The 13283-nt window shown below is 61.8% G+C and carries 9 protein-coding genes and 2 pseudogenes; 3 read left to right on the top strand and 8 right to left on the bottom strand.

The window, feature by feature from the left end:
• Positions 1 to 190 precede the first annotated feature (190 nt).
• The 5 genes from ACF6ZU_RS24745 to ACF6ZU_RS24725 form a co-directional block, all read right to left on the bottom strand.
• Positions 191 to 1573 carry an efflux transporter outer membrane subunit gene (locus ACF6ZU_RS24745; RefSeq protein WP_392887875.1) on the bottom strand — a complete coding sequence of 461 codons (1383 nt, stop codon included), beginning with the start codon at positions 1571 to 1573 and terminating at the stop codon, positions 191 to 193.
• Complete coding sequence (locus ACF6ZU_RS24740; protein ID WP_392887873.1) at positions 1566 to 4739, bottom strand: efflux RND transporter permease subunit; 3174 nt, start codon at positions 4737 to 4739, stop codon at positions 1566 to 1568. Before ACF6ZU_RS24740 ends, ACF6ZU_RS24745 begins: the two co-directional genes overlap by 8 nt.
• Positions 4736 to 5944, bottom strand: a complete 1209-nt coding sequence (locus ACF6ZU_RS24735) for an efflux RND transporter periplasmic adaptor subunit (protein WP_392887871.1) — start codon at positions 5942 to 5944, stop codon at positions 4736 to 4738. Before ACF6ZU_RS24735 ends, ACF6ZU_RS24740 begins: the two co-directional genes overlap by 4 nt.
• A 60-nt stretch (positions 5945 to 6004) precedes the next feature.
• Positions 6005 to 6142 carry a hypothetical protein gene (locus tag ACF6ZU_RS24730; RefSeq protein WP_392887869.1) on the bottom strand — a complete coding sequence of 46 codons (138 nt, stop codon included), beginning with the start codon at positions 6140 to 6142 and terminating at the stop codon, positions 6005 to 6007.
• Positions 6143 to 6479: 337 nt separating this feature from the next.
• Positions 6480 to 7604 (bottom strand): zinc-dependent alcohol dehydrogenase family protein, encoded by a 1125-nt coding sequence (locus ACF6ZU_RS24725; protein WP_392887867.1) that lies wholly within the window; start codon positions 7602 to 7604, stop codon positions 6480 to 6482.
• Positions 7605 to 7876: 272 nt separating this feature from the next.
• Between ACF6ZU_RS24725 and ACF6ZU_RS24720 the strand changes: the two genes are divergently transcribed.
• Genes ACF6ZU_RS24720 through ACF6ZU_RS24710 form a run of 3 tightly spaced genes read left to right on the top strand, consistent with a single transcriptional unit; the run spans position 7877 to position 9557 of the window.
• A complete protein-coding gene (locus ACF6ZU_RS24720) occupies positions 7877 to 8317 on the top strand; it encodes a cupin domain-containing protein (RefSeq protein ID WP_392887865.1) in 441 nt (146 codons plus the stop codon).
• Positions 8314 to 9372, top strand: coding sequence for an L-dopachrome tautomerase-related protein (locus tag ACF6ZU_RS24715; protein ID WP_392887864.1), 1059 nt, complete (start codon positions 8314 to 8316; stop codon positions 9370 to 9372). The genes ACF6ZU_RS24720 and ACF6ZU_RS24715 overlap by 4 nt, the downstream gene beginning before the upstream one ends.
• Positions 9369 to 9557 carry a hypothetical protein gene (locus ACF6ZU_RS24710; protein ID WP_392887862.1) on the top strand — a complete coding sequence of 63 codons (189 nt, stop codon included), beginning with the start codon at positions 9369 to 9371 and terminating at the stop codon, positions 9555 to 9557. The genes ACF6ZU_RS24715 and ACF6ZU_RS24710 overlap by 4 nt, the downstream gene beginning before the upstream one ends.
• Before the next feature lie 80 nt (positions 9558 to 9637).
• Here ACF6ZU_RS24710 and ACF6ZU_RS24705 read toward each other — a convergent pair whose 3' ends face one another.
• The 3 genes and pseudogenes from ACF6ZU_RS24705 to ACF6ZU_RS24695 form a co-directional block, all read right to left on the bottom strand.
• On the bottom strand, positions 9638 to 10540 hold the full coding sequence (locus tag ACF6ZU_RS24705) for a LysR family transcriptional regulator (protein ID WP_392887860.1): 903 nt from the start codon (positions 10538 to 10540) through the stop codon (positions 9638 to 9640).
• 689 nt (positions 10541 to 11229) lie between these two features.
• Positions 11230 to 11826: pseudogene (locus tag ACF6ZU_RS24700) on the bottom strand (methyl-accepting chemotaxis protein); the annotation flags it as partial.
• 309 nt (positions 11827 to 12135) lie between these two features.
• Positions 12136 to 12900, bottom strand: a pseudogene (locus ACF6ZU_RS24695) (cache domain-containing protein); the annotation flags it as partial.
• Between the last annotated feature and the right edge of the window lie 383 nt (positions 12901 to 13283).

The following is a 13283-nucleotide window of genomic DNA, read 5'->3' as shown; positions in this document are numbered from 1 at the left end:
ACTCCGGATCGATCGCTCCGTAATCCCGCACGCCCCGCGAACTTGTAGGAGCGGCGGTTGTTCAGGTACACCGTGTCGCCTGGATCGCCAGCAAGCTGGCTCCTACAGGGATCGATGTTTGCCTGACACAACACGGAACCTGTAGGAGCCGGCTTGCCGGCGATGGCGGTTGTTCAGGTCCCCCCCCGCTTTACCCACCCAACGCATTCACCAACGTCGCCTGATTCTGCCACTGCGCCGTCTTGACCCGGGACAATGCATTCTGCGCCGCCAGTTGCACCCGCTGCGCCTGGAGCACATCCAGAAACGGCGTCTCCCCGGCCTGCCAGGCGCGTTGAATCTGCGCGGCGGCGGCGCTGGCCTGGCTGGCCGCGCTGGCCAGGGATGCCTGGCGTTCGGTATTGCGTTGCGCAGCGGCCAGCGCCGATTCCACTTCGGCAACCGCTGTCAACACGGTACGCCGGTAACTCAACAACGCCTGCCGCGCCTCCGCATCGCGCAGGTCCACCACGTTGCGCCGACGACCGCCATCGAGCACCGGCACGCTGGCATTCAAACCGGCCAGCCAGAATGTCGACCCCGCCAGACTGGCAGCGCTCACGCCATCGACCAGCGACCCCAGCGCAGCGGAGAGGCTCAAGCGTGGCAACAGATCAGCCTTGGCCACCCCGACCCGCGCATACGCTGCAATCAAACGTGCCTCCGCGGCGCGGATATCCGGTCGACGGCGCAGCAGGTCCGCCGGCGTGCCGGCGTCCATTAACGAAACAGTGGAAACCTGCGCCGGGCTGTCCTTGAATTGCTGGTACAAACGCTCCGTCGGCAGGGCCAGCAATACCGATAACCGATGCAGCGAACGTTGCCACTCCAGTTGCAGTGCCGGCACCTGAGCGGCAGTGGTATCCGATTGCGAGCGCGCACGCAGGACGTCCGCTTCCGGCGTATCCCCGGCCGCATACAGTTGCTCGGTGAGCTGCAGCGTTTCCGCCTGACTGGCCGCACTTTGCTTGACGATCGCCAGGCGTTCCTCCAGCCCGCGCGCCTCGGCGTAGGCCTGCACCACTTCAGTGATCAAGGCCACCCGCACACCCCGCGCCTCTTCCTCGGTCGCGTCGAGGTCCGCATCCGCGGCCCGCACACCTTCGCGAATGCGTCCGAACAGATCGATCTCCCAGGCGGCACTCAGCCCGGCCGAGACCGGTTCGGTGATCAGCGAATCACTGAAACCCGCCTGATCCGCCGAGATCCGCTGACGTGCGGCACTCGCCCCGAGATCAACCTGCGGGCTGCCCGACGCCGCACTGATGTTGCGCAGCGCGCGCCCGGCATCGATCCGTGCCAGGGCCATCTGCAGGTCAAGGTTCTGTCCCAGGGCACGCTCGACCAGACGGTCCAGCAACGGGTCCTGATAACGCGTCCACCAAAGGTCGGTGACGCCTGTCGGCTGTGCGGTTTGAGCGTTGACGAAACGCTCCACCGGCACCTCGGACCGGGGCGGCATGACCGGTGCAGCACAGGCGCTCAGCAGCGCCGCCCCCAGCACCAGGCCGGGAGTGCGAAGAAAGTTATTCATGGGCCACGCCCTGTTCAGAATGGATGGAAGTGACCTTCGCCTGACGCTCGCCGCCCGCGAGGCGACGGATCAGCACATAAAACACCGGGGTAAACAACAGGCCGAACAACGTGACGCCGATCATCCCGAAGAACACCGCCGAACCGACGGCCTGACGCATTTCGGAACCCGCGCCCTCGGACATCACCAACGGCAGCACACCCAGGACGAAAGCCAGCGATGTCATCAGGATCGGACGCAAACGCAGGCGACACGCTTCCACCACGGCATCGACGATGCCCTGGCCTTCCTTCTCCTGCTGCCTCGCCACTTCGACGATCAGAATCGCGTTCTTCGCCGCCAGCCCCACCAGTACGATGAAACCGATCTGCGTCAGGATATTGATGTCCAGTCCCATCAGGCGCACGCCACCGGCAGCCGCCAGCAGACACATCGGCACGATCAGCAGGATCGCCAGGGGCAGGCTCCAGCTGCCGTACTGCGCCGCCAGCACCAGGTAGACAAAGATCACGCACAGCGGGAACACCAACAGCCCCATGTTGCCCGCCGTGGTCTGCTGGTAACTGAGATCGGTCCACTGATAAGTGATACCGGCCGGCAGCGTCTCTTTTGCCAGGCGCTCCATGGTCTTGATGCCGAATTCGGAACCCAGGCCGGGCAAGGTATCGCCGTTGATTTCCGCCGTCGGGAACAGGTTGTAGCGCGGGAATCGCTCCACCCCCAGCGCCTCATGCAAACGCGTCACGCTGGCAATCGGCACCATCTGCCCGGCATCGTTGCGCACCTTGACCCGCGCCAGATCTTCCGGCGTGACGCGGTACGGCAGGTCAGCCTGCGCCGTGACGCGATAAGTCCGCCCGACGAGGTTGAAGTCGTTGATGTACGACGAACCAAAGTAGGTTTCGATGGCCTGGTTGATCTGGCTGCTCGGCACGCCGAGCATTTCTGCCCGTTCACGGTCCAGCTCAACGAACACCTGTGGCGTGCGGGCCGAGAACGGCGAGTACACGCCGGTCATGCCCTGGGTGGCATTGGCGGCAGCAATCAGGTCGTCGGTCGCTTTGGCCAGGGCTTCGGTGCCCAGCCCGGCAGTGTCCTGCAAACGCATGGAGAAACCACCGGTGCTGCCCAAGCCTTGAACCGGCGGTGGCGTGGCAACAATCACCGTCGCACCGCTGACCACTTTCAAACGTTCACGCAAGTCTTCGGCGATCCGGTCCGAGGTCAGTCCGTGCACTTTTCGCTCGGACCACGGCTGGAACACCGGCGCCAGGCCCGCCGAGTTCGAGGAACTGGTGCCGGTCACCATCGAGAACCCGGAGAACGTTGGCACCCGGTCCACGCCTGGCACCTGCAGGGCAATCGCCTCGATCTGCTGCGAGATTTCGTTGGTGCGCTCCAGCGATGCACCATCGGGCAGTTGCACGATGACCACCAGGTAGCCTCGATCCTGAACCGGGATGAATCCCTTGGGCGTCGACACCAACAGGTAGGCAGTCGCGGCGATCAGCACCGCGTAGATCGCCAGCATCAACGGTGTTCTGGCCACCAGGCCGCGCACGCTGCCGGCATAGCCCGAGGAGAGTTTCAGGAAGCCCCGGTTGAAGCCCTCAGCCGCCCGTTTGAGCACGCCTGTTTTAGCGGCGTGATGCGCTTGTGGTGCATGCCGGCGCAGGATCATCGCCGCCAGCGCCGGCGACAGGGTCACCGAGTTGAACAGCGAAATCGCCGTGGCCACTGCAATCGTTACCCCGAACTGGCGGAAAAACTCACCGGAGATACCGGGAATGAACGCCGTCGGAATGAACACCGCACACAGCACCAGGGTAATGGCGATCAACGCACCACCGATTTCCTGCATGGTGACAATGGTCGCTTCCAGCGGACTCTTGCCCTCGGCCAGGTGTCGTTCGACGTTCTCCACCACCACGATGGCGTTATCGACCACGATGCCCACGGCCAGCACCAGCCCGAAGAGGGTCAGGTTGTTGATCGAATAACCGAGCATCGCCATGACCGCAAAGGTGCCCACCAGCGAGACCGGAATGGCCAGGATCGGAATGATCGACGGCCGCCAGCCTTGCAGGAAAACCATGATCACCAGCACCACGAGGATGACCGCCTCGTAGATGGTCTTGCCGAGCTCGCCGATGCTGTCGGCAATGAACGCCGTCGGGTTGTAACCGATGCTGTATTCGATGCCTTCAGGGAACTCCTTGCCGATTTTTTCCATGGTCGCTTCGACCACTTTCATTGTCGCCAGCGCGTTGGCACCCGGGCGTTGCAACACTTGCAGGCCGATGGCCGGGTTGCGCAGGTAGTAGGTGTTGTTGACGTAGGCCAGCCCGGCGATTTCCGTGCGGGCCACATCCTTGAGGCGCACCAGGCGCCCGGCCGTACCCGACTTGAGGACGATGTTGTCGAAATCCGCCGGTTCTTTCAGGCGACCCTCGAAGATAAGGTTCGGCTGAAACGCCTGGAAGGCCACCGGTGGCTGGGCGATCACCCCGCCAGCCACTTGCGTGTTCTGCGCACGCACCGCGGCAATGATGTCGGCGGGTGTCAGGTTGAATGCCGCGACACGCTCCGGATCAAGCCAGATCCGCATCGAGTACTCGCGCGCCCCCAACGGGTTGATGTCGCCGACGCCATCGATCCGCTTGAGCACATCGGCGACGTTACGGATCGCGAAGTTCGAGACATACAACTGGTCGTAAGTGCCCTTGGGCGAGGAAATGAAGATCGTCGACAGCTGTGTCGGCGACGATTTACGCACCGTCACGCCACTGCGCTGCACCGGCTCGGGCAAACGCGGCGTCGCCAGCGCCACACGGTTCTGCACCAGCACCTGCGCCTTGTCGACATCGGTGCCACTTTTGAACGTCACCGTCAGGTTCAGGCTGCCGTCGGACGTCGCCTGGCTGTACATGTAGAGCATGTCTTCGACACCGTTGACCTCCTGCTCGATGGGAATCGCCAGGGTCTCGGCCACGGTCTGCGCCGACGCCCCGGGATAGGTCGCGGTGACGACAACGGTGGGCGGCGCGATGTCCGGGTACTCGGACGTCGGCAACACCAGGTAGGCCAGGCCGCCGATGATCATCAGGACGATCGACAGCACAATTGCCAGGACCGGTTGCTCGATGGACGTGCGTCCCAGGCTCATAGCGGCGCCTCCTGGTGAGTCGCGTTCTGCGCCGTGCGGGCCAGCGAGCGGTCCTCGCCGATCGCCGTATCACCGGCCCGCACACGTTGCAGGCCATCGACGATGACCCGATCCTGCGCCTGCAAGCCGCTGGCGATTTCGCGCAAACCGTCATGCAGTTTGCCCAGGGTCACCGGACGGACTTCGACCTTGTTCTGCGCATTGAGCACATACACGACCTTGCGCGTCGCATCGATGCTGATCGCGGTGTCGGGCAGAAGCAGCGCCGGGTATGGCGCCTGGCTGGAGAACTGCACCCGACCAAATTGCCCCGGGCTCAGGCGCAGGTCCCGGTTACTGACCCGGGCCCGCTGCCGCAAGGTCCCGGTCGACGGATCGAGGCGGTTGTCGATGAAGTCCATGCGCCCGGTCATGCTCGGCTCGACTTCACCCGGCAGGGCGATGCGCACCTGGCTCTGGTTGGCGGCCGCAGGGGTCTGGCGGCGGTATTTGAGGTAACTCTGCTCATCGATATCGAAGTAGATATCGATCGGGTCAATCGAGACGATGGTGGTCAGCAACGTGGCGCTGCTGTTGCCGCCGTTGACCAGGTTGCCCTCGCTGATCAGCTTGCGGCTAATGCGCCCGCTCATGGGCGCGGTGATGCGGGTGAATTCCAGGTCCAGTTTCGCGGCACTCAATGCGCCTTCGGCACTCAGCACCTCGGCCTGCGCTGCCTGACGCGCTTGCAAACGTTGGTCATAGAGGCTGCGCGCAATGGTTCTGGATTCGATCAGGACGTTGGCCCGTGCAAACTCCTGCTCCGCCAGGGCCAGTTGCGAACGCACCTGCGCCAGCTTGCCTTGCGCCTGGACCACGGCGGCCTGGAAGGAGCGCGAATCGATCACGAACAGCAAATCGCCTTTCTTGACGATGGCACCGTCCTGAAACGCGACTTTCTCCAGATAGCCGCTGACCCGCGAACGCACGTCGACCGAATCGGTCGCCTCGAAGCGTCCGGTAAAACTGTCCCAGTCGGTGATCACCGACTGGAGCGGCTGACTGACCGTGACGCTCGGGGTGACGGCCACGTTGCTGTCTTTATCCGGCCCGCAACCGCTCAACGCAACCGCCAGGGCAAGGCTGAGCGCTGCAAACGCCGCACCTTTTATCCGCTTCGATTTGACTGGGGATGCGGGTGGGTTACCCGTTATATGCAAGTTCACTTATTGACGCTCCGAAGTGGCTAAAACTGAAACTCGGTTAATTGATCAGGCATGGCCTGATCAACTTTCGACAGAGCGTTCATTCAGTGTTTTATTGCGATCGACAAAGGCGCCCGACTCTTCCGCGCTCACTGCAAACGACGCAGAAAGAGCACTCAAGGTGGCAAGTACGGCAACAACTTTCTTGAAATAAGTCATGTGAAAAAATCTCGGTAGTGATCAGGATGGACAGGATTTTCCAGCACCACTTACCGGAGATAAACCGCAGGAAAACGAAAACAATATTGACTAAAAGACAAGAGCGAATGCTCTAGCAGAAGGACTTGCCCCACACCATAGTCAGGAGAGGACACAGGCCGACAATGACTTGTGAAGCGCATTCACCGATGGTTGAGGCATGGCCCGTTTTTATCGCGCCGCAACCGAAAAAGACTGATTTAAACAAGGCGTGTTTATTTAGCCGCAATAAAAAAGGAGATGATCAAGCGATCATCTCCTCACACACTTAATACTTGGTAATAGTCCCTGTTACTGGTCAGAACTCGATCACCTGACGCACCGCGCTGCCATCGTGCAGACGGTCGAAGCCTTCGTTGATGTCGTCCAGTTTAAGCCGGCCACTGAGCAGCCGATCCACCGGCAGGCGGCCATCCCGGTAAAGCTCGATGAAACGCGGGATATCGCGGATCGGCACACAGGTGCCGATGTAGCTGCCTTTGAGCGTGCGCTCCTCCCCCACCAGTTGAACGACGTTGACCGGCAGCGCCGAACCGGGCGGTGGCAGACCGGCGGTCACGGTCATGCCGCCACGCCGGGTCATTTTCATGGCGTTTTCCAGCGCGCGGATCGAGCCGGCCATTTCAAACACGTAGTCGGCGCCGCCCGCAGTCAGTTGCAGAACCTGCTCGACTGCATCCGGATCACCGCCATTGACCACCGCCGTGACGCCCACTTCCCTGGCCAGCGCGAGCTTGTCGGGCGACAGGTCGACCGCAATGATTTTGCTTGCCCCGGCCGCCCTCGCCCCTAACACCGATGCGAGGCCGACACCGCCCAAACCGATGACCACGGCGGTCGAGCCCACTCGCAACTGCGCGGTATTGACCACGGCACCGACGCCTGTCAGCACCGCACAGCCAAACAGCGCCGCTTCAACAAACGGAAGGTCCCGGTCGATCTTGACCACGGAATTGCGTGACACCACCGCGTACTCGGCAAACGCCGAGACGCCCAGATGGTGATGGACGTGCCCGGCCGAACTGCTCAGGCGCACCGAGCCGGTGATCAGCGTACCGGCCGCATTCGCTTTCGCCCCCGGCTCGCAAAGTGCCGGCCGACCTTCAGCGCACGGCAGGCAGTGGCCGCAACTGGGCATGAACACCATGACCACGTGATCGCCCGGCGCCAGATCGCTGACCCCTTCGCCGAGCGCCTCGACCACTCCCGCCGCTTCATGACCGAGCGCCATCGGCATCGGCCGCGGGCGGTCGCCATTGATCACCGACAGGTCCGAATGGCACAGGCCCGCGGCACGGATCCGCACCAGCACTTCGCCTGGTCCCGGTGGTGCGAGTTCGATGGTTTCGATGCTGATCGGTTTGCTCTGGGCATACGGCGGCGCAACATTCATGTGTCTTAGAACGGCAGCTCTGACTTGCATTTTTTGTCTCCGGCACAGCGGGAAGCATGAGTGAGTATTCGTCACTATGCCGCAGGCCGTGTGCGTCAGAAACGCGCCTTCGGGCGTAGCTGTTTGGAATTGAATTCGCAAAAGCCCGGCGTCCCGACGCGCATGCCTGCGGGCCGAATTGTTATTTTTATTCTCAAATCTTGTGCACGTCCACGGCGTTCTCGGCCATCCACCCAGTCCCTATCCTGAACCCACAAACACATCACAGCGTCTTCGACAGACGCCTGAATGAGGGTTTCAAGATGACCGAAGCAAACACCCGAAAAAAACTGGTCGAGGCAGCTCCCCACGCCTCTTTCAATCTCGACGAGATCGTCAAGACCTTCCCCGAAACCGCTGAAACGCTGCTGGTCGACACCCGTCTGACCGACGAAGACGAAGCCAGCGCCCGGGTCTTTCGTGTGTATCACCCGACGCCTGCGCACTACCACGCCACCTGTGACGAGTACCTGATTGTGCTGTCCGGGCGCGCGACCTTTTTCATGGGCGACCGCGAAGAGTTCGAGGTGGGTCCGGGGGAGATGCTGTTCTTCAAGAAGTTCACCATCCACGGTATGCCGCAGATCCTCGAACACCCGTTGTTCATGGTCTCGGTCGACACCCCGCGACGTGATCCAAGCGACATCATTTTTGTCGACCCTGCGAGCGGCACCGCCGAATCGTTCGTGCAGGCGAAGCCATGAACAGCGGCCCACTGGAGATTTTCGCGACCTTTCCGGTCGAGCGTCCCGGTAATCCGACCGTGATGCCGGACGGTCGGGTGCTGGTGTCCGTGTCGGCCATCATTGCACCCGACATCTCGGTGCGGGCCGTGACCGAGGACGGCGAACATCCGGCTTATCCCGATGCCACCTGGGCGGCCAGGCCGACGGCGGATGGTCGTGGCATGTCCGCGGTGATCGGCATTCGCACCGACCCGGATGGCATGGTCTGGATCCTCGACATGGGGGCGCCGGGGCAGCAGCCGCGGTTGATTGCCTGGAATGATCGCGAGCAGTGCCTGCACCGCCTGATCGTGCTGCCACAGAACGTGTTGCGCGCCAGTTCCTTTACCCAGGACTTTGTCATCGATTGGCGCCGCCAACGTATCTACATCGCCGACATGACCATGAACCCGAGCGGGGCCAGCGACTACCCGGCCATCGTCGTGGTCGACCTGCAAACCGGCCTGTCCTGGCGTTCGCTGGAATGCTACCCGGGGCTGATGCCCGGTGATGTGCCGTTGATGATCAATGGCAAGGCCCTTTCGCTGCGCACACCGGACGGCGAAGTCATACCCTATCGCTACGGCCTCAATCCCATCGCCATCGACCCATTGGGTCGCTGGGTGTACTTCGGTTCGATGTCGACGCGCCAGGTTTACCGGATCGCCACGGATCTTCTTGCGCAACCTGCTGGCACCGCGCCGTTGAGCGAAGCGGTGGAATACTGGTGCGAGAAGCCGCATTGCGACGGGTTTGATGTCGATGCGCAGGGCAACGTGTATGTGACCGACATCGCCAACAGTGCCATCGGGCTGGCCTCCCCGGCCGGCTACCGGATTCTGGCTCAGGACGACCGTTTGCTCGGCTGGCCTGACGGGGTCGAACTGGATGCGCAGGGCAAGTGGCTCTACATCACGGCAAACCAGTTGCACCGCCACCCGTTGCTGAATGCGGGGGAAGACGACAGTCAGCCGCCCTTTCATGTCTTGCGTTTGCGGGTGGATGCGCCGATGGGGTTGAGCGACGCACCATGAGCCCCCGTTCTGTCGTGAATGCGCTGCTGTTGTTGACTCAATTGGCAGCGCTGGTGTGTTTGATGTTGGCCCAATGCCTGGATGAAAAAGGACAGAACATCCTGACGGTTGTCGGTGTTGGGCTGTTTGTTCTTGCCCTGGCGCTGGCTAACGTATCGCGAGTCAGGCGGTTTGCTCGTCGGTGAGTCAGGGGCACCCTGTCGCGTGGATCGCCGGCAAGCCGGCGCCTACAGGAATAGGTTTTTATAACCTCCGCGCCACCGCTTCATCCCCGGTTCATGAACGCCTGCAAGCGCGGCACCATAAAGTCGAGGAACGTCCGGATACGCTGGGGCACATGCTGCCCGCCCTGATACAGCGCATGGACTTCCTCGCAATCATGACCGGTTTGCGCCAGCACCTCGACCAACCGCCCCGTCGCCAGATCCTCATCAATGTGAAAGTCCGCCAATCGGGCAATCCCGACACCGGCGATTGCCATGCGCCTGACCGTCTCGCCATTGTTCGCCTGCAGGTTGCCCTGGACGATGCGATCGACGATGCGGCCGTTCTGATGCATGGGCCAGACGGGACTGGAACGGCGGAAATTGAAGCTCAGGCAGTTATGCTCGGCGAGGTCTTCGAGCGTCTCGGGGACGCCGTATTTCTCCAGATAGCCAGGAGAAGCCACCATCTTGCGCCGGGCAATACCGATGCTCCGCGCGCGCAGCGTCGAGTCGGTCAACACGCCCACCCGAAAGGCGACGTCGGTTCGGTCCAGGTACATGTCGACGATGTCATCGCACAGGGACAGGTTGATCTGGATATTCGGATGAGCCTCCCAGAACGCCGGCAGATTCGGTTCAATCGCCAGCGTCCCAAACGCCACCGACGCATTGATGCGCACGGTCCCCCGGGCTTTCTGTGCACCTTGTGCCAGGACCCTTTCAACATCGTCGAGTTCGGCCAGCAACGCGTTGCTGCGTTCGTAGTAAATGCGCCCTTCATCGGTCAGCGACAGTTTGCGCGTCGAGCGTTCCAGCAGACGCACACCCAGGCGCAGTTCCAGCCGAACGATCAGTTTGCTCACCGTTGAAGGGGTCATCAGCATCTGCCGCGCCGCTTGCGAAAAGCTGCCGGCATCGACGACCCGTACAAACACCTGCATCTCGCCTGCCCGGTTATCCACGATTGTCTTCCTCACTTTGATTAGTGAAAAAATATCACAGACGCACCGGCTCGATACCTCTGAATAAGCGGGTCATTGTTCATTGAACTTGTGAAGATTTTTCATAAGCGAAAGGGTGGCGGCGATGGGGGTTGTACAGGTACACCGCGTCGTCTGGATCGCCAGCAAGCTGGCTCCTACGGGGATTGATGTTTGTCTGGCACGACACCGAACCTGTAGGAGCCGGCTTGCCGGCGATGGCGGTTGTACAGGTACACCGCGTTGTCTGGATCGCCAGCAAGCTGGCTCCTACAGGGATTGGTGTTTGCCTGGCACGACACCGAACCTGTAGGAGCCGGCTTGCCGGCGATGGCGGTTGTACAGGTACACCGCGTTGTCTGGATCGCCAGCAAGCCGGCTCCTACAGGGATTGGTGTTTGCCTGGCACGACACCGAACCTGTAGGAGCCGGCTTGCCGGCGATGGCGGTTGTTCAGGTACACCGCGTCGTCTGGATCGCCAGCAAGCTGGCTCCTACAGGGATTGATGTTTACCTGGCACGACACCGAACCTGTAGGAGCCGGCTTGCCGGCGATGGGCGTTGTTCAGGTACACCGCGTCGTCTGGATCGCCAGCAAGCTGGCTCCTACAGGGATTGGTGTTTGTCTGGCACGAACCTGTAGGAGCCGGCTTGCCGGCGATGGCGGTTGTTCAGGTGCGAAAACGACTGACCAACTGATTCAAGGTCTCGGACAACGCCGTCAGGTTCTTCGCGTCCTGGCGGGTGGAGTCCGCGAGGCTGGCAACCAATTGCGCATCCCCGTGAATCTGGCTGATGTGCCGATTGATGTCTTCCGCCACCTGGTGCTGCTCTTCCGCAGCCGTGGCGATCTGGGTGTTCATGTCGCGGATCACATCCACCGACTCACGGATCAGGCCGAAGCTTTCCCGCGCCTCGTTGATCGACACCACCGTCTCCTGCGACACCTCCAGGCTGGCGTGCATCTGCTTGCCCATCTGATGGGTGCGCCGCGCCAGGTTACCGAGCAGGCCGTCGATCTCACCGGTGGAGTCCGCGGTGCGCTTGGCCAGCGCCCGGACTTCATCGGCCACCACCGCAAAACCACGCCCCTGCTCCCCGGCACGCGCAGCCTCAATGGCCGCGTTCAAGGCCAGCAGGTTGGTCTGTTCGGCAATCGAGCGGATGGTGCCAAGGATCGACTGGATGTCGTTGCTGTCCTGTTCCAGTTGTTCCATCGCCTGGGCGGAATGGCCGATCTCCTGGCTCAAACGCCCGACGTTATTCACCGCCGCATCGATCTGCTGCTGCCCGGTATGCGCCTGACGCTGGCCGTTGTCGGCCGAGTCAGCAGCCTGGCTGCAGGAGCGCGCGACCTCGTTGGACGTGGCGACCATTTCATGAAATGCCGTGGACACCATGTCCACCGCCTCACGCTGGCGAGAGGCGACTTCAGCCATTTCCACCGAGACCTCAGTGGCACTGCCGGAGCTGCTGTGGATTTGCCCCGCCGCCTGGCCGATACGCTGGATCAGTGTGCGGATCGCTTCGAGAAACTGATTGAACCAGCCCGCCAATTGCGCCGTTTCGTCCTGCCCGCGCACCGTCAGGCGCGCAGTTAGATCACCCTCGCCTTGCGCGATGCCTTCCAGGCCGCTGGCCACGCCACGGATCGGTTTGACGATCAGCCCGGCAAACCACGCCCCGGCCATCGCGAAGAGTCCGGCACAGATCAGGGCAATCGCCGCAATGATCCAGGTGAGCCGAGTGGCGCCGGCCATCACTTCACTTTCCCGGACCACCCCGACAAAACGCCAGCCCAATGCCTCGGACGGCCATACGAAAGCCATGTAGCGCTCACCCGCCAATTCGACCTCGACCAGGCCTTTGCCGGCCTCGCCCAACTGACGGTAACCGTCGCCCAGCTCGCTGAGTTTCTTGAAGTTGTGGGCCGGCTCGTTCGGATCGACCAGCACCGTGTTGTTGCCTTCCATCAACATCAGGTAGCCGTTGTCACCGAGCTTGATCTGCTTGACCAGATCGGTGAGCTGCTTGAGTGAAACGTCGATGTTCACCACGCCGCCGTGACTGCCCAGGCCATTGGCGAAGCTTTGCACCGTGCTGACCAGCACCACATTGTCGGCCGCCCAGTAATAGGCATCGGTGCGTAACGTCTTGCCCGGTTGGGCCATGGCCGTCTTGTACCAAGGGCGTGTTCGGGGATCGTAACCGGCCAGTTTCGGGTCGCCCGGCCAGAACACGTAGCCGCCGTCTTCGGTGCCCAATGACAGGTAGGCATAGGCCGAATGACTCTTGGCCAGCCCCGCGAACAGCTGGAACAGCTGCTGATCGTGTTCGCCCATCGCCACTTGCGCGGCATCGCTGGCCAGGTAGCGCTTCACGTCGCCGTCGATGCTGTGCAATTGCGGATGGGCAGCCAGGTAGGCCACGTTCTGGCTGATGCCTTCGAAGAACAGCTGCATGGCATTTTCGACCTGACGGATCTCCCGCCCACTGCTGTCGATAAAGGTTTCCCGTGCCTCCTGGCGCACGTTGAGGATGATCAGCACAGCGACCAGAATGACCGGGAGGCTGGCGATCGCTGCAAAGGCCAGGATCAATTTTTGTTTTATGTTCATCTAGCTCGCCTTCCTTGTGAGGTGAGTCATACGACCGTCGGGGAGAAATATTTTGCGGATATTCCATATTATGGTATACCAATAATCAATCAGCCGACCAGCCGTAC

Origin of the sequence: Pseudomonas migulae, assembly GCF_043225285.1 — a bacterium.
GTDB lineage: Bacteria > Pseudomonadota > Gammaproteobacteria > Pseudomonadales > Pseudomonadaceae > Aquipseudomonas > Aquipseudomonas migulae_C.
Note: the sequence above shows the minus strand (reverse complement) of the source record. Positions and strands in the feature narration are given on the sequence as shown.